The organism is Sphingomonas sp. Leaf37 (assembly GCF_920939475.1).
Classification (GTDB): domain Bacteria; phylum Pseudomonadota; class Alphaproteobacteria; order Sphingomonadales; family Sphingomonadaceae; genus Sphingomonas.
In genome coordinates this window covers 234,120-259,394 of record NZ_CAKLAX010000001.1, presented here as the reverse complement: position 1 = coordinate 259,394, position 25,275 = coordinate 234,120, and the positions used below count along the sequence as shown (strand labels likewise).

Sequence of the window (25,275 nt, the reverse complement as noted above, 5' to 3'; positions counted from 1 at the left end):
CCCAGGGTAGCCCGTGCCGCCCCGGGTTGCTTCGCTTCGCTCGCAATGACGGACAGGTTACCCCCGCAAGCTCGCACCCTGCTTCGCCGCAGCGGCGACCACCTTGTCGGCGATCGCCTTCAGCGTCTCGTCGGTGAAGCTCTTGTCGGTGGGTTGCAGGATGACCTCGACCGCGACCGACTTCTTGCCCTCCTCGACGCCGGTGCCGGTGAAGACGTCGAACACGCGTGCAGCCGTGATCGCGGCCTTGTCGGCGCTGCGGACGGCGCGGACGAGGGCGTCGGCGGTGACCTCCGCCGGCACGAGGAATGCGAAGTCGCGGCGGACGGACTGGAGCGCTGGCGGCGTAAAGGCCGGGCGCATGAAGCCGGAGGCGCGTCTGGCGGGCAGCGCATCGAGGTAGAGCTCTACCGCAGCGACCGCGCCGTCGAGGTCGAACGCCTTCAGCAGGCTCGGGTGGAGCATGCCGAACTTCGCCAGCACGGTCTTGGGTCCGAGGCGCATCGTGCCGCTCTGGCCGGGATGCCACGCGTCGCCGGCCTCGCCCATCACTTGCAGATTGTCGACCGGGGCACCCGCCGCAGCGAGCAGCGCCAGCGCCTCGGCCTTGGCGTCGTAGGCGTCGAAGCCGGCGGCCTTGCCGTCGCGCCAGCCGCGTTCGCGACGGTTGCCGGCGAGGATCAGGCCCAGCGTCGGACGCTCGGCATCGCTGAGGTAGCGGCGGCCGACCTCGAACAGGCGAACGGACGTGATGCCGCGCTTCAGGTTGCGCTCGGTCGCCGACAGCAGGCCGGGGAGCAGCGACGGGCGCATGACCTTCAGGTCTTCGCTGATCGGATTGGCGAGGCTCCACGCACCGCCGCCGAAGGGCGCGGCCTGTGCCTCGGACAGGAAGCTCCACGTCACCGCCTCGTCGAAACCGCGGGCGGCGGCGGCGCGGCGAACGCGGCGTTCGAGCTTCTGTTCGGGGGTGGCGGTCGGGCGGGTGACGCCGGGGGTGCGGGGGAGCGGCACGGGGGCGACCTTGTCGATGCCGTCGATACGGATGACCTCCTCGACAAGGTCGGCGGCACCGTCGATGTCGCGGCGCCATGTCGGCACGGTGACGTTCCAGTCGGCATCCACCGCAAAGCCGAGCGACTCGAGGATGGCGCGCTGGCGATCGGCGGGCACGGCGAGGCCACCGAGCGTCTCCGCCTTGTCGGTGTCATAGGTGTAGATGCGCGGGGTCAGCGGCGGCTGGCCGGCGCGCGTGACCGACGAGGGCGTACCGCCGCACAGGTCGAGGACCAGCTGTGTCGCGATCGCGAGGCCATCGTCGAGGAACGCCGGATCGACGCCGCGCTCGAACCGCTGGCGCGCGTCGCTGGTCAGCATCAGCGCCTGACCCGTGCGGGCGATATGGTCGGGATCGAAGAAGGCGCATTCGATCAGCACGTCTTTGGTGTCCGCGGACACGCCGGAATGCTCGCCGCCCATGATGCCGCCGATGTCGTGGACCCGGTGCTCGTCGGCGATGACCGTCATCGCCGGGGTCAGCGCGTAGGTCTTGCCGTTCAATGCGACGATTTGCTCGCCGTCCTGCGCCTTGCGCGCGACGAGACCGCCGGACAATTTGGCGCGGTCGTAGACGTGCAAGGGCCGGCCAAGGTCGATCGAGACGTAGTTGGTGATGTCGACCAGCGCGCTGATCGGCTTCTGTCCGATCGCGGTGAGGCGGCGGCGCATCCATTCGGGCGCCTCGCCGTTGGTCAGGCCGCTGACGTTCTGCGCGTAAAAGGCGGGGCAGCCGGCAGGGTCGTCGGTGCGGACGTTCGGGGCTTCGCCCTCTCCTGCCACGGGTGCGACGGCGAGCGGCTTCAGCGTGCCGAGGCCAGCGGCGGCAAGGTCGCGGGCGATGCCGCGGACGCCCATGCAATCCTGCCGGTTGGGCGTGACGCTGATGTCGATCACCGCATCGTTGAGCCCGGCGTAATCGGGGAAGGCAGTGCCGACGGGCGCATCGGCGGGGAGTTCGATGATGCCGTCATGGTCCTCGCCCAGCTCCAGTTCGCGGGTCGAGCACATCATGCCGTTCGACTCGACGCCGCGGATGGCGGCGACCTTCAGCGTCACGTCGAGGCCGGGAACATAGGCACCGGGAGGGCCGAACACACCGACGAGGCCGGCGCGGGCGTTGGGGGCGCCGCAGACCACCTGCATCGGGCCGTCACCGGCGTCGACCGAGAGCACCTGAAGCTTGTCCGCTTGCGGGTGGCGTTCGGCGGTGAGGACCTTCGCCACGCGAAACGCCTTCAGCGCGTCGCCGGGATTGTGGACGCCCTCGACCTCCAGCCCGATGCGGGTCAGCGCCTCGACCACCGTGTCGAGGTCGGCGGCGGTGTCGAGGTGCTCGTGGAGCCAGCCAATCGTGAATTTCATCGCAGTTCCAAACCTTCGTCATCCCGGCGAACGCCGGGACCCATGGATGCGAGCGGCTCGTGACTGCCGGCTGCATCCGCCATCTTGCTCATCCCATCCATGGGTCCCGGCGTTCGCCGGGATGACGGATGGGCGGGGGTTAGGGTCACGCCGCCCCGACGCCGCCGGACAGGGTCGGCACGTCGAGCGTCGAGAAACCGTAATGCTTCAGCCAGCGGATATCGCCGTCGAAGAACGGGCGCAGGTCGTCCATGCCGTATTTCAGCATCGCGAGCCGGTCGATGCCGCAGCCGAAGGCGAACCCCTGCCATTCGTTCGGATCGAGGCCGCAGGATTCGATCACCTTGGGGTGGACCATGCCGGACCCAAGCACTTCCATCCAGCCACCGCCGGACCCGCCGATGACGCGCTTGCCCTTCTCGATCGTATAGCCGACGTCGACCTCCGCCGAGGGTTCGGTGAAGGGAAAGTAGCTGGGACGCAGGCGCAGGACGATATCGTCGCGCTCGAAGAACGCCTTCAGGAACGTCTCCAGCGTCCATTTAAGGTGGCCGAGCGTGATCCCCTTGTCGATCACCAGCCCTTCGACCTGATGGAACATCGGCGTGTGGGTGGCGTCGCTGTCGGAGCGATAGGTACGACCGGGGGCGATGATGCGGATCGGCGGCTTTTGCTGGAGCATCGTGCGGATCTGCACCGGCGACGTGTGGGTGCGCAGCAGCGAGAACGTCGTGCGCTCGTCCGCAATTCCCGCCGCCTTCGCATCGAGTCCCTGCTGGAGGTAGAAGGTGTCGTGCATCGCCCGCGCCGGATGCGTCTCGGGGATGTTGAGCGCGGTAAAATTATGCCAGTCCGTCTCGATCTCGGGACCGGTGGCGACCGCAAAGCCGAGGTCGGCGAAGATCTCGGCGAGTTCGTCCATCACCTGGCTGACCGGATGGACCGTACCGGTGAGCGCCGCGTCGGCGGGCAGCGTCATGTCGAGCGTCTCGCCGGCAAGGCGCGCGTCGAGCGCGGCGCGTTCCAGCGCGGTCTTGCGGGTGGCGATGGCACCGGCGACCGCTTCGCGCAGGCCGTTGATGCGCGGACCCCGCGTCTGGCGTTCCTCGGGCGTCATTTTGCCGAGCGTTTTGAGCAGCTGGGTGACGCTGCCCTGCTTGCCCAGCGCCTCGACCCGCACCGCTTCGAGCGCGTCGAGGCCGGTCGCGGCATCGATCGCCGTCAGCATGTTGTCGCGCAGGGTATCGAGGTCGTCAGTCACGTCATGCTCTCTTTCGGGACGGCCGACGCGAGGCGGGGCAATCCGATTGCGGTGCCGAGATCGGCCCAGTCTTCGTTCTGCGCTTCGATCAGGTCGATCTTCCACGCGCGCCGCCAGTCCTTCAGTCGCTTTTCACGGACGATGGCGGCCTCCATCGTCTCGTGCACCTCGTACCAGACGAGCAGCGTCACGCCGTATGCCTTGGTGAAGCCGGGGATCAACCCCTCTCGGTGTTGCGCGACGCGGGCGAGGAGGTTGGAGGTGACGCCGATGTAGAGCGTACCGTGGCGGCGGCTGGCGAGAATGTAGACGCACGGCTGGAAAATGTCGCGCATGTGGTGCCACTCCTTCGACCACCCCATTCCGTCATCCCGGCGAACGCCGGGACCCATGGATGCGATCGGGTAGTGTTAGCATGGAGCGGGAGCCGCAGATACTCTCTCCTCCCCCGCTCACCTTGGGGCCCATCATTGCGGCGAACGCCTCACCCGCTGGAGGCGCAAGTTGCCGTGGTCGCGCATCATCACTGGCCGCGTGCGTCCATGGGTCCCGGCGTTCGCCGGGATGACGGAAGAGGGGGATGTGACGGGGAAGCAAGGAGGGGCATGCAGAGGGTGGGTCAGCTTTTGACCCCACCCCCAAACAGAAAAAAGGCGCCGGTGGTATCCCCACCGACGCCCCTTTCCAAAAACCTCACACCAGTCGCGGTTACGCGGCCTGGGGCAGGGCCGCTTTCGCCTGCGCGATGATCGCGCTGAAGGCGGCGGTTTCGTGCATGGCGATGTCGGCCAGGACCTTCCGGTCCAGTTCGACGCCTGCCAGCTTCAACCCGTGCATGAACTGCGAATAGGTCAGACCCTCGGCGCGGACGCCGGCGTTGATGCGCTGGATCCACAGGCCGCGGAAGGTCCGCTTCTTGACCTTGCGATCGCGGTACGCGTACTGGCCGGCCTTTTCGACGGCCTGACGAGCGATGCGGATGGTGTTCTTGCGGCGGCCGTAATAGCCCTTGGCCTGCTCAAGAATCCTCTTGTGCTTGGCGCGGGTGGTTACACCACGTTTGACGCGTGCCATGTCCTGATATCCTTACTTGAGGCCGTACGGCGCCCAGGCCTTCACCGTGGCGGTGTCGGCCTTCGACAGCACCTTGGTGCCGCGGTTCTGGCGGATGTACTTGCTGTTGTGGCTGATCAGGCGGTGGCGCTTGCCGGCGACGCCGTGCTTCAGCAGGCCGCTTGCGGTCAGCTTGAAGCGCTTCTTGACGCCGCTCTTGGTCTTGAGCTTGGGCATTTTGGTCCTTTCGCTATGAGCAGGCATGGACAGCCGCGGCAGCCCTTGATGGCCGGGCAGTCCTGTAGCGCCTCGCTCGGGAAGCGCGCCCTTTAGCGGGGCATCGCGCAAAACGCAACCAATGCCCGAATGACGATCCGCAAGCGGCCGATGCGGAACCGAAACGAGTGCTGACGCGCTGTTGCCGCCGATGGACACGCCGCCCCCCGCACCGGAAACGGCCGCCACGCCGCAACCTGATCCCGATGAGGGAGCAGGAACGGCGACCGTCGATTCGCGTCGTCGTCGCGCGTGGCGGATCGCCCGCAACATACTGCTGACGATCCTCGGGCTGCTCGTCGCGATCTGGCTGGTGCTCTATATCACCAAGGGACGGTTCCTGAAGCACCCCTTCGAACGATTCGTCGGCGGGCAAACGCATCGCCCAGTGACGGTGGCGGGCGATTTCCAGCTCTATTTTGCGCCGTTCCGCATCAAGTTCGTTGCGGAAAAGATGACGATCGCCAATCCGGCCTGGGCGACAAAGCCGTTTCTGTTCCAGGCGGAGCGGATCGATACGCGGATCGCGCCGCTGTCGCTCATCTGGGGCAAGCGGCGGCTGTACTGGCTCGATCTGGCGAAGGGCGCGGTCGATCTCGAGTGGAACGAAGATCACAGCGCCAACACCTGGACGTTCAGCAACGAAAAGGGTGGAAAGCCGCTGGAATTTCCGCGGATCGACGTGGCAACCGTGCGCGGCACGACCGTCCGCTATCGCGATCCCCGCATGCAATTGATTGCCGATCTGAAGGTCGACGATATCCGTTCGGCGGACGCACGAATCGGCAAGGCCGTGGGTGTCGACGGCGACGGCACGATCCGCGGCACGCCGTTCCGGGTCACCGCGCAGTTGCTGTCGCCGGACGCGACGGTCAATCGCGGCAAGAACGAACTGCGCGCGCGTGCATGGGCGGCGCATAACGTCGTCGATGTCTCCGGCACGCTGCCGTCGATCGCGGGGATCGAGGGCGTACCGCTCCAGACCCGCGCACGCGGGCGCAACCTGTCCGAACTGCTCGGCATCATCGGCGTCGTCATCCCCAACACCCGCGCCTACCGGCTGAAAGCGCAGCTGGTGCAGCAGGGTCAGGAGTATCGCTTCACCCGGATGAGCGGCACCGTCGGCGAGAGCGATGTCGCGGGCAAGCTGACGATTACCAACGGCGATCGGCTGCATCTGGATTCGACGTTGACGACGAAGACGCTCGACATCGTCGATGCCGCACCGTTCATCGGCTACAATCCGGATATCGTCGCGGACAAGGGGGCGATCGCCGCGGCGGCCGCGACCGGCGCGGCGCCCCAGCGGATCATGCCCGATGCCGAACTGCCGATCGAGACGATGCGGCGGTTCGACGCGGACCTCAAATGGACCATCCGCACTGTCCGGTCACGCAACCTGCCGATCAGCAACGTCGACCTGACGCTGGACCTGGAGCGGGGGCGGCTGGCGCTGTCGCCGCTGGGCTTCGCGATGGCGCGGGGCAATGTCGCGTCCGATGTGGTGTTCGACACGCGGCAAAGGCCGACCGCGGTCAGCTACGACATCAGGCTGGCGCCGACGCCGCTCGGGCGGTTGCTGGCTGGCTACGGCGTGGCGGAGGCGGGAACGACGGGGACGGTAAAGGGTCGGATCAAGCTCGACGGGCGAGGCGATTCGATCCACGATTCGCTGAGCACCGCGTCCGGGCGCATCGCGTTCATCGTGCCGCAGGGGCAGCTGTGGACGCGCAACGTCCAGCTCGCCGAGCTCGACCTCGGCACGTTCGTGCAGAAGATGTTCGAAGACAAGTTGAAGAAGCCGGTCGAGCTCAATTGCGGGCTGGTGGGCTTCACCGTCCGCAACGGCGTGGCGGCGGCGGACCCGATCCTGTTCGACACGACGAAGAACGTCATCGTCGGGCGTGGTGGCTTCAGCTTCCGGACCGAGGGCCTCGATCTGGCGTTCCGTGCCGACGGCAAGAAATTCAGCCTGTTCTCCGGCCAGTCGCCGGTAGGGATCGGCGGGGTGTTCGCGGCTCCGAAGCTCGACGTGGTCAGCGATCAGCTGCTGGCGCGTGCGGGGGCGGGGCTGGGTCTGGCGCTGGTGGCGACGCCGGTCGCAGGCATGCTGGCGTTCGTCGATGTCGGCGATGCCAAGTCGGCAGCCTGCGGGCCGGTGCTCGCGGGCGCGACGGCGCGGGCCCAGCGGACGACAAAGGGCACGCCGAGGGACGATGTCGGCAAGGGCACGACGGCGAAGGAGGAAGACGGAAGCGGGTCGCTGGGCGAGAAGAAGAGCCAGCGGAAGAAATTTCTGGGTATCTTCTGAGAAACGCCGTCATCCCTCCCCCGCAAGGGGGAGGTGGCGCGCCGAAAGCGTGACGGAGGGGGAGGCAAGCGAGGAACTTCGTTGGGAAGGCTGGCGACGAACTGCGTCACTCACGGAAACGCCCCCTCCACCACCGACTGCGCCTGCGGCTTTCCTCGCCCACTGAAGCAAGGGGGGCATCGGAAGTTAATGCGAATGCGCGTCCGGCACGGCGTGCAGCGCTTCTAGGACATCATCCGTCCGTGCCGGATCGCCGATCGCCAGCACATGGCCGGCGCTGTCGGCGGTCAGCGGATCGCCGTTCCAGTCGCACATCCGCCCGCCCGCACCCTCGACCACCGGCACCAGCGCGGCGAAGTCATAGAGTTGCAGCCCCGATTCCGCGACGATGTCGAGGTGGCCGCTCGCCAGCAGGCCGTAATTGTAGCAGTCGCCGCCATAGACGGGTCCCTGCCGGACGTGACCGCCCGATGCGGCGGCGACCAGCGCCATATAGTGCGGCACGTCGCCCTCGGCGAACAGGTGCGGGCTGGTCGTCGCCAGCACCGCGCCCTCCAGCGTCCCGCAGGTCCGTGTCCGTGCCGGCCTGCCGTTGAAGGTCGTCGGGCGTCCGGCGACACCGAGCCAGCGTTCGCGCTGCACCGGCTGGTCGATGATGCCGAGTAGCGGCCAGCCGTCCTCGACCAGCGCGATCAGCGTGCCGAATATCGCGCGGCCAACGGTGAAGCTGCGCGTGCCGTCGATCGGGTCGAGCACCCATTTGCGGCCCGTGACGCCGGGCTTTTCGCCGTATTCCTCACCGATGACGCCATCGCCGGGCGCCTCGGCATCCAGCAGCTTGCGCATCGCCGCCTCCGCCTCGCGGTCGGCGCGGGTGACGGGGGAATGATCGTCTTTCAGCTCGACGCCGTGTTCGGCCCGGAAATAGGGACGAATCGCGGCGCCGGCGGCATCGGCGAGGCGGCTGGCGAGCTGGATATCTGCGGCAGTGATCGGCATGGGTGCTGCCCTATCGCGCTCGCCTGCCGTGCGCTAGGGTGCGGCAACTTCGAGAGGATCGTCTTCATGCGCCTGTTCCCCGTTCTCGCCGCCATTGCCGTCGTCGCCGCTCCTGCCGCCGCGGCCGGGCTCGCGGTCGGGGCGAAGGCGCCGACCTTCGCCACCCGCGGCGCGATCGCCGGCAAGGTGGTCAACATCGACCTCGCGCAGCAGCTGAAGAAGGGGCCGGTAGTGCTCTATTTCTTCCCCGCGGCATTTACCGGGGGCTGCAATGCCGAAGCGCATGCCTTTGCCGAGGCGATCCCCGACTTCCAGAAGGCGGGTGCGACCGTGATCGGCATGTCGGCCGACGATGTGCCGACGCTGCAGAAGTTCTCCGCGGAAAAGTGCGCCGGCAAGTTCGCGGTGGCGAGTGCCGGCCCGGCCGTCATCAAGAACTACGATGTCGCACTGGCCGCGATGGGCAAGTCGCTGACGAAGCGCACCAGCTATGTGATCGGCAAGGATGGTCGCGTGGCCTATGTGCATGACGACATGAACCCCGCGCAGCATGTCGCCCTCACCCTTGCCGCGGTACAGAAACTTCGCCGCGGCTAGGCCATGGCAACGTCGCGCTAACTATTGACCGCTACAACACGCTCGATCATCGAGGGTGGGGCATGGGCGGGCCATTTGCAGTAAGGAAGGACGAACGGGGGGATTTATTCTCCCGCATCGGCGCTTTTCTTGCGCAACAGGGGCTTAGTCCGGATCCCGCACATTACAGCTTTGCCTATGACGTCATCGCCAATCCTGCCGGCGTCATTGCGCAGGCGGTCGATCGCCTGACCGATGGCGGCGTCCGCCTGAGCCGTTCCGATATCGAGCAACTGGGTGGCCGCGTGGCGATCGGTGGCGGCGGCGCCGGATCGGTTCAGGATGGCAGCGATCGCGCCAGCCGGGTCGAGAACGAGGCGATGAGACTGGTCGAGGAAACCCAGGCCCAGGTCGACGGATTCACGTCGATCGTGCGTGCCATGCAGGACGAGACGAGAGACTTCGGTCGCGATCTGGCGGAAAGTGCCGCAGCGATCGCGCCCGCCAATCGCGCGGCCAGTACCACCGCCGGGCTCGACGAGATCGCGCGGATCACCGGATCGATGCTCACGCGCATCCGTGATGCCGAGGTGCGTCTGGCGCATGCGACCAGCGAGGCCGATGCCCTGCGTGCCAAGCTTGCCGAGGCGAACGATACCGCTCGGCGCGACGCCCTGACCGGCCTCCCCAACCGCCGTGCATTCGACGAAGCCTTTACGACACGACGCGAGCGCGATGGTCCGTTCTGCCTGGCGGTATGCGATATCGACCGGTTCAAGCGGATCAACGATGCGCACGGTCATCAGATCGGCGATCGCGTGCTGAGTGCCGTTGCGAAGACGCTGGCCGAGGAATGCGCCGGGCATCTGGTCGTGCGTCACGGTGGCGAGGAATTCGCCGTCCTGTTGCATGGCATCCCGCTGGCGGACGCGGCCGCGCATCTGGATGGCGTACGCAGCGTCATCAGCGGAAAGCGGTTCCGCTTGCGCGAAAGCGACAAACCGCTCGGTCAGGTCACCCTGTCGATCGGCGTCACGGCAGTCCACGACGCCGAACCGATCGATGCCGCGTTCGATCGTGCCGACCGCCTGCTCTACACCGCAAAGGCCGATGGCCGCGATCGGGTGTGTGCCGCCTGATCTTGGCGTGATTTGCCCGTCAGGACTGGTGAAAAATACCAACCTTCACAGTGCCGGTTTCTTCAATCTTTGTTTATCAACAGCTTAGTGCAATTGGCACGCAGGCTGCAAAGCCCCCGGTATCGATCGTGAATGGATCACATCGATGCCAAAAGGGAATACCATCATGTTTCTCCGCTTCGAACTCGCCCAGCGTGCCGCCTTCTCCGTCGTCGCCGCCCTCGCCTTCGCTGCGCTCGCCGTCAGCGCCGCCGTTCCCGTCGTACCGGTCGCATAACCAGCATCCTTTCGGGAGATAGACGATGTACCGCAGCCTGTTCCTCAGCCTCGCCTCGTTCGCGACCACCATCCTCGTCATCGCCTCGCAAGGCGGCGTGACCGCCGGCTGACACGCCGCACGCAGGACGGGCCCGGCATCGACGCCGGGCCACCGTCGCCCGCCGGTCAGGCAGTGGCGACCCCACCGACCAGTCCCGCCGGCGCCTCTTCGCCCCGACTGTAGGTGCCGATCAGCAATCCGGCGGCGAGCACATGCCCCGCCATCGCCTCTAGTATCGCCGAACGTCCGGGCGTTTCGCCGGGCGCACCGACGCCCGACGCCAGTGCGAACAGCTGAAAGGCGTAGCGATGCTCGCCATGGCCCGTGGGCGGATCGGGCGGCAGCCAGCCTTCGCGTTGATAGGAATTACGGCCGACATCGCGTTCGGGCGAACCCGCGCCGTCCCCGATGATGTCGCCTTCGGCCAACCGCCGTGCATCGGCGGGCAGGCCCCAGATCACGGCATGAACGAGCGGCTGGGACGCGGGCGCGTCCGCATCCTCGACCAGCAAGGCGAACAGCGCCGTACCCTCCGGAGGCTCCCCCCAGACGAGGGGTGGCGATACGCCCGCACCGTCTGCCGTGAACCGCTCGGGCAGGCGCGCGCCCGTGGCGAAGGCCGGACTACCGAGATCCATAGCGGGAAAGGCGCCACCCAGTTCGGGGCGGGCGATCGCCAGCTTGTCCGAACCGGCGCGGACACCATCCAGCATCTTGCCAAGCCAGGCGGGAACGTGTTCGAGCATCGGTCTACTCCTGAGGGCAATCACCCGGACGGCGCTGCGGAGCGGAACCGGCCACGTACCAGCGGCTGGCCTGTCCCATCGTTCCGGCATCATGGTAGCACGCCTCGCCCCGCGAACCGTCGACTGCGACGAGGAACGTCCAGTTGACGTCGGCGCAATTGTGCGGCGCGCAACCGTGCGCGGCAATGCGGCCGTCCGCCGCCTTGAAGATCGGTACGCTCACCGCCTCTCGCGCGACGATGCGGCGGCGTACGGCGTCTTCACCGACCGCGTCGATCAGCGCCCGCGACACCTCGGTCCGATCGTAGAAGCCGACGCCATCGACCGCATCACCGGGGTATTTGCCGACATAGGCGGAGATCGGGTTGCTATGCGCCTGCCCAGGAATCGGCTTGGGCATCTGCGTCGGCGGCGGGACGAATGTCGCTGCCGCATTGTCCGCCGGTTTGTCGCCATTCCCGCCACTACAGGCGGCGAGCAGCAGCAGGGGTGTGAGATGGAGCGCACGCATGCGGGTGGAACGCTGCGGATCGCCCGGTGGTTGCCTGTGCCATGACGCATGACCTCGATCGCTTCGTTTCGGCGCAGGCGCGAACCTATGACCAGGCGCACGGCGAACTGCGTCGGGGTCGCAAGACGGGTCACTGGATGTGGTTCGTCTTTCCCCAGATCGCCGGATTGGGGCGAAGCGAGACGGCGCGTTTCTATGCGATCCGCGATGTGTCGGAGGCACGCGCCTATCTGGCGCATCCGCTGCTCGGAGCGCGGTTGATCGCTGCGACGCGGGCGGTGATCGCCGCGCCGGGGAGCGCGGAGACTATTCTGGGAGACATCGATGCCATGAAGCTGCGGTCGTCGATGACGCTGTTCGCTGCGGTGGCCGACGATCCGGCACCGTTCGTGGCGGCGCTCGACCGGTTTTTCGGCGGCGAGCGCGACGCGGCAACGCTGGACCGTCTATAGGGACGTCCGGGTCAGAACAATTTGCCGCCGTTCGGCACCGGCCGGCTAGGGCCGATCAGCACCACCTTGCCGTCAGCGTCGGGAAAGCCGAGCGTCAGTACCTCGGACATGAATGGCCCGATCTGGCGCGGGGGAAAGTTGACCACCGCCGCAACCTGCCGCCCGACGAGCATTTCGGGTGTGTAATGATCGGTGATCTGCGCAGACGACGTCTTCACGCCGATACCGTCGCCAAAATCGATGCGTAGTTTGATCGCGGGCTTGCGTGCCTGCGGAAATGGCTCGGCGGCGACGATCGTGCCGACGCGGATGTCGACACGTTCGAAATCCGGATACGCGATCGGATCAGAAATCGACATTGTCGTAATGCGCCGGTGGCCCGATCATCTCCATCCGCTCGGACAGCAGCGGACGGAAGCTCGGCCGGCTCTTGAAACCGCGATACCAGCGCGCCGTCTGGTCATGCCCCTTCCAGTCGATCCCGCCGAGATAATCCGCGACCGAAATCTGCGCGGCGGCGGCGAGATCGGCGAGGCTCATCGTCGCGCCGCCCAGCCAGTTGCGATGATCGAGCAGGTAATCCGTATAATCGAGGTGGCTGACCGCCGCCTTCATCGCTTCGCGTAGCCCCTTGGCATCGGGCGCGGCGCGATGCGCGAGCCGCTTGACCACCCGCTCGTGCAGCAACGGCCCGGTAACGTCGCGATAGAAGTGCGTGTCGAACCACGTCACCAGCCGTCGGATTTCCGCACGATTGGCCGCGGTGCCGTTGATCGTCGCCGCCTTGTCGACGGTTTCCTCGAAATATTCGCAGATCGCCATCGAATCGATCAGTGGCGCACCGGGGCGTGACGCGTCGACCATCACCGGCGTTTCGCCGGCGGGGTTCATGTCCATGAATTCGTCGCGCCGCTCCCACGGCGATTCGCGGACGAGTTCGTAGCCGATCCCCTTCTCGCCCAGCAGCAGGCGGACCTTGCGGCTGAACGGGCACAGGGGGAATTGGTAAAGCTGCCACATACCGCCGTGTTATAAGCATGGGGGTGTGGAGGGAAGCGGCGATGGACGACGCCGATCGATGAGCGTCGCCGCAAGATGAGGGTCGCGCGACGCCGCGACCCCCATCTCTGGCTAACGTCCCTTATTCCGCCGCGACCAGTTGTACGCTGTCGTCCAGCGGATACGCCTGCCGCGACAGCATTTCCTTCGGCACGACCTGCCAGAAATCGCCCGCGATTCGGTCCCAATCCGCCAGCAGACCCTTCGACCATTTGCTGTCGGTCGCCTTGGCATGGCGCTCGACGAGGTCGCGGAGGACACCTTCCCAATGGGCGGATGCCAGCCGCTGCCAGACGATGCTCTCCGGATTCGCGCGGTGTTCGAATTCGGCGTCGGGATCGTAGACGAACGCCATGCCGCCGGTCATGCCCGCACCGAAGTTCTGGCCGACCTTCCCCAGCAGCACCGCGACGCCGCCGGTCATATATTCGCAGCCGTTGGCGCCGCAGCCCTCGACCACGACGGTTGCGCCCGAGTTGCGCACCGCGAACCGCTCGCCCGCCTGCCCCGCCGCGAGCAACGTGCCCGAGGTCGCGCCGTAGAGGACGGTGTTGCCGAGGATGGTGTTGTCCTGACTGGCCAGCGGTGACGACACCGCCGGACGCAGGATGATCGTTCCGCCGGACAGGCCCTTGCCGACATAGTCGTTGGCGTCGCCGAACACCTCGAGCGTGATGCCCTTGCACATGAACGCGCCGAGCGACTGGCCCGCACTGCCGCGCAGCCGGATGGTGACGTGACCGTCGGACAGCTTGCTCATGCCGAAGCGGCGCGTGATCTCCGACGAAAGGCGCGTGCCGACCGCGCGATGCGTGTTGCGCACCGAATAGGTGAGCTGCATCTTTTCGCCGCGGCTGAACACCGCGGCGGCATCCTTGATGATCTGCGCGTCGAGGCTGTCCGGCACTTCGTTGCGGAAGGTCGAGAGCGAGAAGCGGCGCTCCGCATCCGTCGCATCGACCTTGGCGAGGATCGGGTTGAGGTCGAGATCGTCGAGATGCTCGGCACCGCGGCTGACCTGACGCAGGAATTCGGTGCGACCGATCACCTCGTCGAGGCTCTTCACGCCGAGGCGGGCGAGGATGTCACGCACCTCTTCCGCGATGAAGGTCATCAGGTTGATGACCTTTTCGGGCGTGCCGACGAACTTGTCGCGCAACGCCTGATCCTGCGTGCAGATGCCGACCGGGCAGGTGTTGCTATGGCACTGACGCACCATGATGCAGCCCATCGCTACGAGGCTCAGCGTGCCGATGCCATATTCCTCCGCGCCGAGGATCGCGGCGATGACGATATCGCGCCCAGTTTTCAGGCCGCCATCGGTACGCAGCCGCACCCGGCCGCGCAGCCCATTGAGGGTCAGCACCTGATTGACCTCCGACAGGCCCATTTCCCATGGCGTGCCGGCATATTTCACGCTGGTCTGCGGCGAGGCACCGGTGCCGCCGACGTGGCCGGCGATCAGGATGACATCGGCATGCGCCTTCGCCACGCCCGCCGCGACGGTGCCGATGCCCGACGAGCTGACCAGCTTGACGCAGACTCGCGCGCGCGGGTTGATCTGCTTCAGGTCGTAGATCAGCTGCGCGAGGTCTTCGATCGAATAGATGTCGTGGTGCGGCGGCGGCGAGATCAGCGTCACGCCCGGCGTCGCATGACGCAGCTTGGCGATGAATTCGGTGACCTTGAAGCCGGGCAGCTGCCCGCCCTCACCCGGCTTGGCGCCCTGCGCGACCTTGATCTCGATCTCTTCGCAGGCGTTGAGATATTCGGCGGTGACGCCGAACCGGCCGCTGGCGATCTGCTTGATCGTCGAATTGGCGTTGTCGCCGTTTTCGTAGGGCTTGAAGCGCTTGACGTCCTCGCCGCCCTCGCCCGACACAGCCTTGGCACCGATGCGGTTCATCGCGATCGCCAGCGTCTCGTGCGCCTCTGGCGACAGCGCGCCCAGCGACATGCCGGGGGTGACGAAGCGCTTGCGGATTTCGGTGATCGCCTCGACCTGATCGACCGGCACGCCTTCGTTCGGGAAGTTGAACTGGAGCAGGTCACGCAGATAGACCGGCGGCAGATCGGCGACGCCGCGGCTGAACTGCAGATAGCTGGTGTAGCTGTCGGTCGACACCGCGGTCTGCAACAGGTGCATCAGCTGCGCCGAATAGGCATGCGTCTCACCCGTGTGGCGCTGGCGATAGAAGCCGCCGATCGGCAGTTTCGCGACCGCTTCGTCCCACGCCAGTTCGTGGCGAACCAACGCACTGTAATGCAGCGAGTTGTAGCCTTCGCCCGAGATCTTCGCGGGCATGCCGGGGAACAGGTCGTTCACCAGACTGCGGCTGAGGCCGACCGCCTCGAAGTTGTAGCCGCCGCGATAGGATGAGATCACCGCGATCCCCATCTTGCTCATGATCTTGAGCAGGCCTTCCTCGATCGCATGACGATGCCGCTTGAGGCATTCGTCGAGCGACAGGTCGCCGAACAAGCCGCGGCTCTGGCGGTCGACGATCGCCGCCTCGGCCAGATAGGCGTTCACCGTCGTCGCGCCGACGCCGATCAGCACCGCATAATAATGCGTGTCGAGGCATTCGGCCGAGCGCACGTTGATCGACGCGTAGGAGCGCAGGCCGCGACGGACGAGATGCGTGTGCACCGCCGCCGCCGCCAGCACGCCGGCGATGGCGATCCGGCCTTCGGAGACATGCTCGTCGGTCAGGAACAGCTCGCTCTTGCCCTGCCGTACCGCCTGCTCCGCCTCGTTGCGGATGCGCTGGATCGCGGCACGCAGCTTTTCCGGGCCGCCTTCGGCGTCGAACGTGCAGTCGATTTCGGTAGCGCTGCCAGCGAAATGCGCGCGCAGCCGGGCCCAATGCTGGCCCGTCAGCACCGGCGAATCGAGCACCAGCACACGATCGCGCTGATCCTCGGTATCGAGGATGTTGGCTAGATTGCCGAACCGGGTCTTGAGCGACATCACATAGCGTTCGCGCAGACTGTCGATCGGCGGGTTGGTCACCTGGCTGAAATTCTGGCGGAAGAACTGGCTGATCAGGCGCGGCTTGTCGCTGATGACGGCGAGCGGCGTGTCGTCGCCCATCGACCCGATCGCTTCCTTCGCCGTCTCGACCATCGGCGACAGGATCAGCTCCATGTCCTCCAGCGTCTGGCCGGCGGCGACCTGACGCCGCGCGAGGCCGGCGCGATCGTAGCGGACGACGGCGTCCGGCACCTCGGGCAGGTCGTCGAGCGTGTGGAATTCGCCGATCATCGCGGCATAGTCATGCTCGCCGCTGATCCGGTCCTTCACCTCGCGGTCGTTCATCACGCGGCCCTGGTCGAGGTCGACGGCGATCATCTGGCCCGGCCCCAGCCGCCCCTTGGCGACGACGGTGGATTCGGGGACGACGACCATGCCGGTTTCCGACCCGACGATCAGCAGCCCGTCCGAGGTCTGGGTGTAGCGCAGCGGACGCAGCGCGTTGCGGTCGACACCGGCGACCGCCCAACGGCCATCGGTCATCGCCAGCGCGGCGGGGCCGTCCCACGGCTCCATGACCGAGGCGAGGTACTGGTACATCGCCGCATGGTCGTCGGGGATGCCGGTATCCTTCTGCCACGCTTCCGGCACCAGCATCAGCTTGGCGGTCGGCGCATCGCGGCCGGATCGGCAGATCGCCTCGAATACCGCGTCGAGTGCGGCGGTGTCGGAAGCGCCGGCCGGAATCACCGGCTTGATGTCCTCAGAATTGTCGCCGAACGCGAGGCTCGCCATCCGGATTTCGTGGCTGAGCATCCAGTTCTTGTTGCCGCGAACCGTGTTGATCTCGCCGTTGTGGGCGAGGCAGCGGAACGGCTGCGCCAGCCACCATTGCGGGAAAGTGTTGGTCGAATAGCGCTGGTGGAAGATCGCGACGCGCGATTCGAAGCGTTGGTCCTGCAAGTCGGGATAGAAGACCGACAGGCTCTCGGCGAGGAACAGTCCCTTGTAGACGATCGACTGGCACGACAGCGAACAGATGTAGAAGCCCTGGATCTGCGCCGCGATGATGCGCTTCTCGATCCGGCGGCGGACGAGGTACAGGTTCTTCTCGAACTCTGCAGCAGTCACCTCGTCGGGCATCGGCCCCGCGATCATGATCTGTTCGATTTCGGGCCGAGTCGTCTGCGCCTTCAGCCCGATGACCGAGACGTCGACCGGCACCTGCCGCCAGCCATAGATGGTATAGCCCGCCTCGATGATCGCGCTCTCGACGATCGTACGGCAATTCTCCTGCGCGCCCAGATCCGTGCGCGGCATGAAGATCATGCCGACCGCGAGCCGGTTCGGCATCACCTTGTGCCCGGATGCGACGACGGCATCGTCGAAGAAGCGGTGCGGCAGGTCGATGTGGATGCCGGCGCCATCGCCGGTCTTGCCATCGGCATCGACCGCGCCGCGATGCCAGACCGCCTTCAACGCATCGACCGCCGACTGGACCACGCGCCGCGACGCGCGCCCGTCGGTCGCGGCGACGAGGCCGACGCCGCAGGCATCGCCCTCGCTGTCGGGGCGATACATGCCGTGTTCGGCCAGATAGGCGCGCTGGTCGGTCGTCATCGGGTCGTTCGTCACGGGATCGGTGGTCCGGGCATCGGTCATCGGTCTGGTCCTACTTGGCCGAAGGGGCGTCGAGCGCGGTCAGGCGCGCCTGGATCTTTGGAACGGCGGCGATGCCGGCCTCGCGACCAATCGCCCGCCCCTGCTCCGACAGCGTCTTCTGCAGCTGCGGCTGGAGCGTCAGCAGTTTCGCTCCCACGGGGGAATTGTAGAAGCCGAGGATCGCCAGCAACTCAGGCTCACTGAAAGCCTTGCGATATTCCTCCGCCGCGGCATCGCCGATATCGGGATAACGCTGACGGAACGCGGCCGTGAACTCTTCGGAGATTATCGCCCCGATTTGCTGGCGGCCCGATTCCGTAGCCAAACGCGCCTTCAGCGGCGCGGGCGCATCGGTGGCATTCTGCATCGCGTTCTGAACATTGGCGACCATCAGCGGCATGAGCTGCTGGAACATGGGGTCGAGCGTCCGCTCCATCTGCATCCGCGCCACGATCGCACGCGCGGTCTTGATCGTACCGGGCTGCTGTTGCGCGGCAGCGGCCTGCGCAACGGCAGGCGCCGGAGAAAGGATCAACGCCGCCAAGACGATGGCCCGGATCACGCCGCCACCTTCCCGGCCTTGGCCTTCGCCTTCAGCCATTTGTGCATCGTCGCGGCGACGTCACGGCCGTCGCGGATCGCCCAGACGACCAGCGACGCACCGCGGACGATGTCGCCCGCCGCGAAGACGCCGTCGAGGCTCGTCATCAGCGTCTTGCCGTCGACCAGCACCGTACCCCAGCGGCTGACGCCCAGTTCGGGCGCACCGAACAGCGCCGGCAGATCCTCGGCATCGAAGCCCAGCGCCTTTACCACCAGATCCGCCTGCAACGTGAAGTCGCCGCTCGGGTCCGGCTCCGGCGCGCGGCGGCCGCTGGCGTCGGGGGCGCCGAGCCGCATCTTGCGCGCGCGGACGGTGCCGTCGCTGTCGAAGGCGGCGGGGGCGGAGAGCCAGACGAATTCGGCGCCCTCCTCCTCGGCATTGGTCACTTCGCGCTGGCTGCCCGGCATATTGGTCCGGTCGCGACGATACAGGCACTTCACCGATGCCGCGCCCTGCCGGATCGCGGTGCGGACGCAATCCATCGCGGTGTCGCCGCCGCCGATCACGACGACATGCTTGCCCTCGGCATTGAGCGCGCCGCCGTCGAATGCCGGCACCGCATCGCCGAACCCCTTGCGGTTCGACGCGATCAGGAAATCGAGGGCCGCGACGACGCGATCGTCGTCACCGCCGGCAACGTCGAGGGCACGCGCCTTGTAGACCCCGGTCGCGATCAGCACCGCATCGTGACGTGCTCGCAGTTCATCCAGGCTCGCCTGTTCGCCGACGCTGAACCCTTCGTGGAAGACGATGCCGCCCGCCTTCAGCCGCTCGACCCGGCGCATGACCACCGGCTTTTCCAGCTTGAAGCCGGGGATGCCATAGGTCAGCAGCCCGCCGGCGCGATCGTGGCGATCGTAGACGTGCACGTCATAGCCGTGCCCGCGCAGATATTCCGCCGTGGTAAGGCCAGCCGGCCCCGCCCCGATCACCGCCACCGACTGCCCACGCGACGGCCCGGGGACGAGCGGTTCGACCCAGCCCTCTTCCCACGCCGTATCGGTGATGAATTTTTCGACCGACCCGATCGTCACCGCGCCGTGGCCGGTGAATTCGATGACGCAATTGCCCTCGCACAACCGATCCTGCGGGCAGATGCGACCGCAGATCTCGGGCATGGTCGACGTCGCGTTGCTGAGTTCGTACGCCTCGCGCAGCCGCCCCTCGGCAGTCAGGCGCAGCCAGTCGGGAATGTGATTGTGCAGCGGGCAATGGACCGAACAATAGGGAACGCCGCATTGCGAACAGCGCCCCGCCTGATCCTCCGCCGTCGGCGGCGCGTAGCGCGCGGCGATCTCGGCAAAGTCCTCCGAACGGATATCCGCTTCACGCTTGGCCGGATAGGCTTGCGGTCGTCCAACGAACTGTAGCATCGAATCGTGCGCCATGGGGCCTCCTGCCATCGCCGCTACGAAGCAGGAGCACCCATGTCACGCACAAAATGACCTATAGGTCAGCAGTGTTACCATTGTTTGGCCGGTTTTCTTTGCGATCCTATCGCAACAACCAGTTATAGCCTCAAAGTACGCATTGTTCCGGACCTATCGCAATTGGAGTGCGACCAGCGCTACCGCGCCGACGATGATCCGGTACCAGGCAAAGGGCGCGAAACCGTGCCGGCTGACGATGCCGACGAACCAGCGGATCACGACCAGCGCGACCACGAACGACACGACGAAGCCAATAGCGATGCTCAGCCACTCGCCCTGCCCCAGCGCCGCACCCGATTTGAGCAGGTCGTAGCCGGACGCCGCGAGCATCGTCGGGATCGCGAGGAAGAACGAGAACTCGGCCGCCGCGCGCCGATCCACGCCGAGGCTGAGCGCACCCATGATCGTCGCGCCCGACCGGCTGACGCCCGGGATCATCGACACGCACTGGACGAAGCCGACACCGAGCGCGGTCCGCCACGGCATCGACTCCACCGTGTCGTAGCGCGGCTGCTTCACCATGCGCTCGATGACGAGGATAGCGATGCCGCCGACTATCAGCGCGACCGCGACCACGGTCGGGCTTTCGAGCAAAGCCTTCACCGCCTTGTAGACGACGAGGCCGATCACGGCAGCCGGCAGGAAGCCCAGCGCAATGTTGCGAACGAAGGCCCAGGATTTGGGCCGTCCGGCGAACAGGCCGACCGCGACCTCCCGGAAGCGGCGCCAGTAGAGCACCACGACCGCAAGGATCGCGCCCAGCTGGATGACGATGTCGAACGTCGCGGTCGCCTGATCCTGCACGCCGAGCAACGTACCGGCGAGGATGAGGTGCCCGGTCGACGAAACGGGCAGGAACTCGGTGACCCCCTCGACGATGCCGAGGAGGATGACGGTGAGGAGGTCCATGGAAGTTCCTGTAGTTAGGCGGCAAGCGTTTCGGCACGGCGACCGAAGCGGCCGGTGCGGCGGAAGCGGACGAGCCATTCCGGCGCGACCGATTCGAGCGGCGTCGCCTCGACGCCGAGGGCCTTCAGTCCGGCCGCACCCGGCGCGACGACGTTGTCGCGCTGCAGCATCAGCCACTGGTCCTTGCTGATCGGCGCGAACGGCATGCTGGCAAGCAGCGATCCCGCCGCATCGGGCAGTTCGACGATGGAAGGCGACTTGCCGATCGTCCTGGCGATCCAGCGGATGATCTCGCCCATGCTCATCACGTCGGGGCCGCCGAGCTCGAACGTCTGCCCGGCAAAACGCGTATCGGTCGCCTGCGCCATCGCCTCGCCGACGTCGCCGGCGAACACCGGCTGGAACTTCACCGGCGCGCGCAGCACCGGCACCACCGGCGCCTTGCCGATCATGGCGGCGAAGCGGTTGATGAACTGGTCCTCGCGGCCGAACACGATCGAGGGACGGATGATCGCAGCGTTCGGGAAAGCGGCGCGCACAGCCTCCTCGCCGCGTCCCTTGCTGCTGCCATAGGCCGACGGTGCAGCGCCGTCGGCACCGATCGCCGACATATGGACGAGTGTCTCGACACCGGCGGCCGCCGCAGCCTCTGCAACATTGCGCGCACCGGCGACGTGGATACGCTCGAAGTCGCCGGCGAGCACGCCGACCATGTTGATGACCGCATCGGCGCCCGCGACCGCGCGACGGACCGTTTCCGGCAGCGTCACGTCGGCGGCGACGAATTGCGTCTGCCCCAGCCCGCCGAGCGGCTTGAGGAACCAGGCGTGGCGCGGATCGCGCTCGGCGACGCGCACCCGCGCTCCGCCGCGCAGCAGCGCCTGCACCACATAGCGGCCGACGAAGCCGCCACCGCCAAAGATCGTCACCAGCTTGTCGTTCATCGCACGGGCCTTTTTTCGTCGCTTTCCTGACAAACCGCCCTTGCCCCGCGAAACCCGTGTTGACAAGCGCGCCGACCCACCCCTAAAGGCCGCCCCCTACCCCGTGCCCAGATGGCGGAATTGGTAGACGCACCAGCTTCAGGTGCTGGCGATCGCAAGGTCGTGGAGGTTCGAGTCCTCTTCTGGGCACCATTTTCCTGTTCCACGACATCCGAGAACCATCGACAAAATGGCGGAAAACCGCCATTCTTGCCTTGGTTCTGGTCGAGGACGTCCTGGTAGATTTCAGTCGATCCCGGCCCAAGACGGGCCATGACATGGGCCATGATGGCCCGGGAAAATCTGATGGCCCGCGGGCCATCACGACGGGGGTGACGGGAGGCTTTCGACCACGACCGGACCGTATGTCTGGAGCAAGGGTCATGCCGCTGAGAGATCTGGAAATCCGCGCCCTCAAACCCGAGGCCCGCGTCTACAAGCGCACCGATGAGCGGGGCCTCTATCTGGAGGTCCATCCGAACGGATCGAAGCTGTGGCGCTTCAAGTTCGCGCATCTCGGCAAGGACAAGCGGATTGCGCTGGGTCGGTATCCGGAAGTGGGGCTCGCAGACGCCCGACGGAAACGCGACGAAGCCAGGGAGAAGCTGCGCGACGGCGTCGACCCCGGTGCGGAACGCAAGCGTGCCAAACTCGTCGCCATATTCAACGCGGCGAACACCTTCGGTGACATCGCAAAGGAATATATCGACAAAATGGTGATCGAGGGGCGGGCCGACGCCACCACGAGCAAGGCCAACTGGCTTCTGGAGCAACTGGCCCCGATCGCGGCCAGCCCGATCGCGGACCTGAAGCCGGTCGAGGTTCTGGCCGCGCTGAAGCGCATCGAGGCGAAGGGCAAGCACGAGACCGCGCGGCGCTGCCGTTCCTTCGCGGGCCGCGTCTTCCGCTACGCGGTCGCGACCGGCCGCGCCGAGGCAGATCCCACCGCCGTCCTCCGCGGCGCGATCATCACACCGAAGACGAAGCACCACAGCGCGATCCTCGATCCCCTTGCCGTGGGCGGGCTGCTCCGTTCGATCGACGACTATGCCGGCCATCTCGTCACGCGCCTTGCCATGCAACTCCTGCCTCATGTCATGACCCGCCCCGGCGAGCTGCGGCAGGCGAAATGGCCCGAGTTCGATCTGGAGAACGCGGTCTGGAAGTTTCCTGCCGAACGGATGAAGATGCGGCGCCCCCATGCCGTGCCATTGTCGCGGCAGGTCGTCGCTTACCTCGTCGAACTGAAGGCTCTTACGGGTCCGGACGGCTTCGTGCTGCCGGCGTTCCACACGTCGCGCCGGTCGCTGAGCGAGAACACGATCAACCAGGCGTTCCGCCGGATGGGGTACGCGGTCGGCGAGGTCACCGCCCACGGGCTGCGCACGACCGCCTCAACCCTGCTCAACGAAAGCGGGAAGTGGAGCCCCGACGCGATCGAGCGTTCTCTCGCCCATGCCGACAAGGATGCGGTCCGTGGGACCTACAATCGCGGCTTTTACTGGGAAGAGCGGGTCGCCATGCATCAGTGGTGGAGTGACTATCTCGACAGCCTGCGCGCCAGTGCACCGGTGGCCGCCTGTGCGTGACCGACAATGCGTGGCCGGCCCGTCACCGATCGTCGACATGAAAGAACATCGGGTTGCGCAGCCACGCGTCCAGATCGGACGCCCGCCAGTCGACGCAGCGGCGGGAGATCGCGACCTGTCGCGGGAAGCTGCCCTCCGCGATCTTCCGGTAGAGGGTCGAGCGCGTCAGGCCGGTGCGATCAAGCACGCTCCGGAGGCGAAGGATGCGGTCGGCTTGTACCGGATTGTTCATGGCAAAACTCGCGACGTTGATGAATGTCGCGGCATGTTGAAGAGCCTCGTGACCATGCAGCAAGAGCGGCAGAAATGCATCACAGGCGCCGGGACCGCGCTGATGTGCGCGGGGATTTCCGTTCACCACCCGGACTGCGATCAAATAAATTTCGCGGCGCGCGATGATGCCGCATCAATTATCGAAACTCCGCGCATGGGCGACGGCGAACGCACGAGCGGAACATCTGGGCTTTGTGCCGGACGCCGGATAGGATCATAGCCCATGCGCCGCGATCTCGATCACCTGCCCCCTGTCAAACAGCGCGAGCTGGAGCGAGTGGTGCAGATCATCTTCGAGGAGTTCGGCGACGCGTTGGCGCTGTCGAAGCATGAGTGGAAGCGCAAGGGCCGCATCCAGAAGGTCATCCTGTACGGCAGCTATGCGCGCGGCGGCTGGGTCGACGAGCCGCACACCGCCAAGGGCTACCAGTCGGATTACGATCTGCTGATCATCGTCAACGACAAGCGGCTGACCGATCGTGTCGAGTTCTGGCTAAAGCTGGAGGAGCGGCTGAACCGCGAGCTGGCGGTGACGAAGACGCTGCGCACGCCGGTCAACTTCATCGTTCACACGCTGCAGGAAGTGAACGATGGCCTCGCGCATGGCCGCTACTTCTTCATGGACGTGCGCGCTGACGGGATCGCGCTCTACGAGAGTGAAGACACTGAGCTGCACAAGCCGCAGCCGAAGACGCCTGCACAGGCGCTCGTCATGGCGAATGAGTACTTCGAGGAGTGGTTTCCAAGTGCCGCGAAGTTCAAGAAGGCGTCCGATTTCCTGATCGGTGAAAGCGGGCTGAGGGAGGCCGCTTTCAATCTGCACCAAGCTACAGAACGCCTCTATCACTGCGTCCTGTTGGTCACGACATTCTACACCCCGCACGTCCACAATCTGGCGTTCCTGCGCACGCAAGCGGAGCGTCTGGACCGGCGGCTGGTGTACGTCTGGCCGGGCGACACGCGCGTGGAACGCGCCCGGTTCGAGAAGCTGAAGGAAGCCTATGTGAAGGCCCGCTACTCGAAGCACTACCGCATCACGGAAGAGGAGCTGACGTGGCTTGGCGCGCAGGTCGAGGAGCTCGGCCGCGTGGTGCATGCGATCTGCGCCGAACGCATCGCCGAACTGGAGAGCAAGGCCGCCGCCTGATCTGTCAGATCGGCGTCAGCGTTCCTGCTTCTCCGCATCATCGGCAAACGCCCGTTGGCCACGCCGACGCCATAGCAGCAACGTCTGTTCGCCATCGTCGCCACGCAGTCGCGCCGTGATCTCGAGCATCATACCGTATAGCGCTGCACGATCGTCGCCGGTCAGCTCGATCAGCCCCGCCTTGGCAACCAGCCCGCCCAGTTCGATCAGCTGACGTGTACGTTCGCGCCGCTTCACGACTCAGTCCCGCCGATCACTGCGCGCCCGCTTCAGCAGCATCCGGTTGCGTGCGATCCGCGTCCGTCGCAGTGCCCTTGCCGTTGTCGCGAGTTGCCTTGCGTCCGGTTGCGGCACCGCGCTGAAAGAAGGCAGCGCCTGCCCGCGTCCACGCCTCCTTCGTGGCGTCGTCGGTCGTGTTCATCGCCGCCAGCAGCGCACCGGCCAGCTGCTCCGACGTTAGCCCATCCGCACCCGTGGCGATGACCAGCTCCCCGAGCTGGCGAATGCGGCGGTCCTTCAGCTGTCGTGCGCGGTCCTCAAGCGCCTTCAGCTCCGAATCATAGTCCCGGGGTTTGCGCATT

Annotated in this window: 24 protein-coding genes and 1 tRNA gene; 7 read left to right on the top strand and 18 right to left on the bottom strand. The window is 66.3% G+C overall.

Translation table 11 applies throughout. The features are described from left to right. Positions 1-57 precede the first annotated feature (57 nt). The 5 genes from pheT to rpmI all read right to left on the bottom strand — a co-directional run bounded on the left by pheT (position 58) and on the right by rpmI (position 4,972). The gene (gene pheT / locus LRA87_RS00965; RefSeq protein ID WP_230628542.1) at positions 58-2,421 is read right to left on the bottom strand and encodes a phenylalanine--tRNA ligase subunit beta; all 2,364 of its coding nucleotides are present in this window, start codon (positions 2,419-2,421) and stop codon (positions 58-60) included. Positions 2,422-2,566: 145 nt separating this feature from the next. Beyond that, positions 2,567-3,649, bottom strand: a complete 1,083-nt coding sequence (gene pheS / locus LRA87_RS00960; RefSeq protein ID WP_230629750.1) for a phenylalanine--tRNA ligase subunit alpha — start codon at positions 3,647-3,649, stop codon at positions 2,567-2,569. 29 nt (positions 3,650-3,678) lie between these two features. Then, entirely contained in the window at positions 3,679-4,017 is a 339-nt protein-coding gene (locus tag LRA87_RS00955; RefSeq protein WP_230628541.1) for a GIY-YIG nuclease family protein, read from the bottom strand. Between the two features lie 373 nt (positions 4,018-4,390). Continuing rightward, complete coding sequence (gene rplT / locus LRA87_RS00950) at positions 4,391-4,756, bottom strand: 50S ribosomal protein L20 (RefSeq protein ID WP_230628540.1); 366 nt, start codon at positions 4,754-4,756, stop codon at positions 4,391-4,393. A gap of 12 nt (positions 4,757-4,768) precedes the next feature. After that, positions 4,769-4,972, bottom strand: coding sequence for a 50S ribosomal protein L35 (rpmI, locus tag LRA87_RS00945; RefSeq protein WP_017977259.1), 204 nt, complete (start codon positions 4,970-4,972; stop codon positions 4,769-4,771). A 190-nt stretch (positions 4,973-5,162) separates the two neighbouring features. On the opposite strand from rpmI, the gene LRA87_RS00940 reads away from it, so the two are divergent. Beyond that, a complete protein-coding gene (locus tag LRA87_RS00940; RefSeq protein ID WP_230628539.1) occupies positions 5,163-7,322 on the top strand; it encodes an AsmA family protein in 2,160 nt (719 codons plus the stop codon). A gap of 186 nt (positions 7,323-7,508) precedes the next feature. Here LRA87_RS00940 and LRA87_RS00935 read toward each other — a convergent pair whose 3' ends face one another. After that, entirely contained in the window at positions 7,509-8,321 is an 813-nt protein-coding gene (locus LRA87_RS00935) for an inositol monophosphatase family protein (protein ID WP_230628538.1), read from the bottom strand. 66 nt (positions 8,322-8,387) lie between these two features. Between LRA87_RS00935 and LRA87_RS00930 the strand changes: the two genes are divergently transcribed. Next, a complete protein-coding gene (locus LRA87_RS00930) occupies positions 8,388-8,918 on the top strand; it encodes a peroxiredoxin (RefSeq protein WP_230628537.1) in 531 nt (176 codons plus the stop codon). A 62-nt stretch (positions 8,919-8,980) separates the two neighbouring features. Continuing rightward, positions 8,981-10,036 carry a GGDEF domain-containing protein gene (locus LRA87_RS00925; RefSeq protein ID WP_230628536.1) on the top strand — a complete coding sequence of 352 codons (1,056 nt, stop codon included), beginning with the start codon at positions 8,981-8,983 and terminating at the stop codon, positions 10,034-10,036. 444 nt (positions 10,037-10,480) lie between these two features. Here LRA87_RS00925 and LRA87_RS00920 read toward each other — a convergent pair whose 3' ends face one another. Together LRA87_RS00920 and LRA87_RS00915 are read right to left on the bottom strand one after the other, a co-directional pair. Next, positions 10,481-11,101, bottom strand: a complete 621-nt coding sequence (locus LRA87_RS00920; protein WP_230628535.1) for a YbhB/YbcL family Raf kinase inhibitor-like protein — start codon at positions 11,099-11,101, stop codon at positions 10,481-10,483. Positions 11,102-11,105: 4 nt separating this feature from the next. Then, positions 11,106-11,612, bottom strand: a complete 507-nt coding sequence (locus tag LRA87_RS00915) for a hypothetical protein (protein ID WP_230628534.1) — start codon at positions 11,610-11,612, stop codon at positions 11,106-11,108. 41 nt (positions 11,613-11,653) lie between these two features. Here LRA87_RS00915 and LRA87_RS00910 point away from each other — a divergent pair, with 41 nt between their 5' ends. Beyond that, positions 11,654-12,064, top strand: coding sequence for a DUF1810 domain-containing protein (locus LRA87_RS00910; RefSeq protein WP_230628533.1), 411 nt, complete (start codon positions 11,654-11,656; stop codon positions 12,062-12,064). A gap of 11 nt (positions 12,065-12,075) precedes the next feature. Here LRA87_RS00910 and LRA87_RS00905 read toward each other — a convergent pair whose 3' ends face one another. The 7 genes from LRA87_RS00905 to LRA87_RS00875 form a co-directional block, all read right to left on the bottom strand. Then, positions 12,076-12,423, bottom strand: coding sequence for a tRNA-binding protein (locus LRA87_RS00905; RefSeq protein ID WP_230628532.1), 348 nt, complete (start codon positions 12,421-12,423; stop codon positions 12,076-12,078). After that, positions 12,410-13,084, bottom strand: coding sequence for a glutathione S-transferase family protein (locus tag LRA87_RS00900; protein WP_230628531.1), 675 nt, complete (start codon positions 13,082-13,084; stop codon positions 12,410-12,412). The genes LRA87_RS00905 and LRA87_RS00900 overlap by 14 nt, the downstream gene beginning before the upstream one ends. Positions 13,085-13,205: 121 nt before the next feature. Then, the gene (gene gltB / locus LRA87_RS00895) at positions 13,206-17,759 is read right to left on the bottom strand and encodes a glutamate synthase large subunit (protein WP_443024816.1); all 4,554 of its coding nucleotides are present in this window, start codon (positions 17,757-17,759) and stop codon (positions 13,206-13,208) included. Between the two features lie 10 nt (positions 17,760-17,769). Continuing rightward, on the bottom strand, positions 17,770-18,321 hold the full coding sequence (locus tag LRA87_RS00890; protein WP_230628530.1) for a DUF2059 domain-containing protein: 552 nt from the start codon (positions 18,319-18,321) through the stop codon (positions 17,770-17,772). Then, the gene (locus LRA87_RS00885) at positions 18,318-19,751 is read right to left on the bottom strand and encodes an NAD(P)-dependent oxidoreductase (RefSeq protein ID WP_230628529.1); all 1,434 of its coding nucleotides are present in this window, start codon (positions 19,749-19,751) and stop codon (positions 18,318-18,320) included. Before LRA87_RS00885 ends, LRA87_RS00890 begins: the two co-directional genes overlap by 4 nt. A gap of 153 nt (positions 19,752-19,904) precedes the next feature. Then, positions 19,905-20,702 carry an undecaprenyl-diphosphate phosphatase gene (locus tag LRA87_RS00880; RefSeq protein WP_230628528.1) on the bottom strand — a complete coding sequence of 266 codons (798 nt, stop codon included), beginning with the start codon at positions 20,700-20,702 and terminating at the stop codon, positions 19,905-19,907. Positions 20,703-20,716: 14 nt separating this feature from the next. Then, positions 20,717-21,646, bottom strand: coding sequence for a complex I NDUFA9 subunit family protein (locus tag LRA87_RS00875; protein ID WP_230628527.1), 930 nt, complete (start codon positions 21,644-21,646; stop codon positions 20,717-20,719). Between the two features lie 105 nt (positions 21,647-21,751). Here LRA87_RS00875 and LRA87_RS00870 point away from each other — a divergent pair. Continuing rightward, positions 21,752-21,838, top strand: a tRNA-Leu gene (locus LRA87_RS00870). Positions 21,839-22,068: 230 nt separating this feature from the next. Next, positions 22,069-23,274, top strand: a complete 1,206-nt coding sequence (locus LRA87_RS00865; protein ID WP_230629746.1) for a tyrosine-type recombinase/integrase — start codon at positions 22,069-22,071, stop codon at positions 23,272-23,274. A 22-nt stretch (positions 23,275-23,296) separates the two neighbouring features. Here the strand turns inward: LRA87_RS00865 and LRA87_RS18420 are convergent, their stop codons facing one another. Beyond that, the gene (locus tag LRA87_RS18420) at positions 23,297-23,650 is read right to left on the bottom strand and encodes a helix-turn-helix transcriptional regulator (protein ID WP_329958569.1); all 354 of its coding nucleotides are present in this window, start codon (positions 23,648-23,650) and stop codon (positions 23,297-23,299) included. Positions 23,651-23,770: 120 nt separating this feature from the next. Between LRA87_RS18420 and LRA87_RS00855 the strand changes: the two genes are divergently transcribed. Beyond that, positions 23,771-24,694 carry a HEPN domain-containing protein gene (locus tag LRA87_RS00855; RefSeq protein WP_230628526.1) on the top strand — a complete coding sequence of 308 codons (924 nt, stop codon included), beginning with the start codon at positions 23,771-23,773 and terminating at the stop codon, positions 24,692-24,694. A gap of 15 nt (positions 24,695-24,709) precedes the next feature. Here the strand turns inward: LRA87_RS00855 and LRA87_RS00850 are convergent, their stop codons facing one another. Continuing rightward, a complete protein-coding gene (locus tag LRA87_RS00850) occupies positions 24,710-24,931 on the bottom strand; it encodes a conjugal transfer protein TraD (protein WP_230628525.1) in 222 nt (73 codons plus the stop codon). A 16-nt stretch (positions 24,932-24,947) separates the two neighbouring features. Then, positions 24,948-25,274 (bottom strand): conjugal transfer protein TraD, encoded by a 327-nt coding sequence (locus tag LRA87_RS00845; protein WP_230628524.1) that lies wholly within the window; start codon positions 25,272-25,274, stop codon positions 24,948-24,950. Position 25,275 lies beyond the last annotated feature (1 nt).

Bases quoted from the DNA above. Each gene is read 5' to 3' on its own strand.
- pheT (WP_230628542.1), bottom strand. From the start codon at position 2,421: ATGAAATTCACGATTGGCTGGCTCCACGAGCACCTCGACACCGCCGCC.
- pheS (WP_230629750.1), bottom strand. From the start codon at position 3,649: ATGCTGACGGCGATCGATGCCGCGACCGGCCTCGACGCGCTCGAAGCG.
- LRA87_RS00955 (WP_230628541.1), bottom strand. From the start codon at position 4,017: ATGCGCGACATTTTCCAGCCGTGCGTCTACATTCTCGCCAGCCGCCGC.
- rplT (WP_230628540.1), bottom strand. From the start codon at position 4,756: ATGGCACGCGTCAAACGTGGTGTAACCACCCGCGCCAAGCACAAGAGG.
- rpmI (WP_017977259.1), bottom strand. From the start codon at position 4,972: ATGCCCAAGCTCAAGACCAAGAGCGGCGTCAAGAAGCGCTTCAAGCTG.
- LRA87_RS00940 (WP_230628539.1), top strand. From the start codon at position 5,163: ATGGACACGCCGCCCCCCGCACCGGAAACGGCCGCCACGCCGCAACCT.
- LRA87_RS00935 (WP_230628538.1), bottom strand. From the start codon at position 8,321: ATGCCGATCACTGCCGCAGATATCCAGCTCGCCAGCCGCCTCGCCGAT.
- LRA87_RS00930 (WP_230628537.1), top strand. From the start codon at position 8,388: ATGCGCCTGTTCCCCGTTCTCGCCGCCATTGCCGTCGTCGCCGCTCCT.
- LRA87_RS00925 (WP_230628536.1), top strand. From the start codon at position 8,981: ATGGGCGGGCCATTTGCAGTAAGGAAGGACGAACGGGGGGATTTATTC.
- LRA87_RS00920 (WP_230628535.1), bottom strand. From the start codon at position 11,101: ATGCTCGAACACGTTCCCGCCTGGCTTGGCAAGATGCTGGATGGTGTC.
- LRA87_RS00915 (WP_230628534.1), bottom strand. From the start codon at position 11,612: ATGCGTGCGCTCCATCTCACACCCCTGCTGCTGCTCGCCGCCTGTAGT.
- LRA87_RS00910 (WP_230628533.1), top strand. From the start codon at position 11,654: ATGACGCATGACCTCGATCGCTTCGTTTCGGCGCAGGCGCGAACCTAT.
- LRA87_RS00905 (WP_230628532.1), bottom strand. From the start codon at position 12,423: ATGTCGATTTCTGATCCGATCGCGTATCCGGATTTCGAACGTGTCGAC.
- LRA87_RS00900 (WP_230628531.1), bottom strand. From the start codon at position 13,084: ATGTGGCAGCTTTACCAATTCCCCCTGTGCCCGTTCAGCCGCAAGGTC.
- gltB (WP_443024816.1), bottom strand. From the start codon at position 17,759: ATGACCGATGCCCGGACCACCGATCCCGTGACGAACGACCCGATGACG.
- LRA87_RS00885 (WP_230628529.1), bottom strand. From the start codon at position 19,751: ATGGCGCACGATTCGATGCTACAGTTCGTTGGACGACCGCAAGCCTAT.
- LRA87_RS00880 (WP_230628528.1), bottom strand. From the start codon at position 20,702: ATGGACCTCCTCACCGTCATCCTCCTCGGCATCGTCGAGGGGGTCACC.
- LRA87_RS00875 (WP_230628527.1), bottom strand. From the start codon at position 21,646: ATGAACGACAAGCTGGTGACGATCTTTGGCGGTGGCGGCTTCGTCGGC.
- LRA87_RS00865 (WP_230629746.1), top strand. From the start codon at position 22,069: ATGCCGCTGAGAGATCTGGAAATCCGCGCCCTCAAACCCGAGGCCCGC.
- LRA87_RS00855 (WP_230628526.1), top strand. From the start codon at position 23,771: ATGCGCCGCGATCTCGATCACCTGCCCCCTGTCAAACAGCGCGAGCTG.
- LRA87_RS00845 (WP_230628524.1), bottom strand. From the start codon at position 25,274: ATGCGCAAACCCCGGGACTATGATTCGGAGCTGAAGGCGCTTGAGGAC.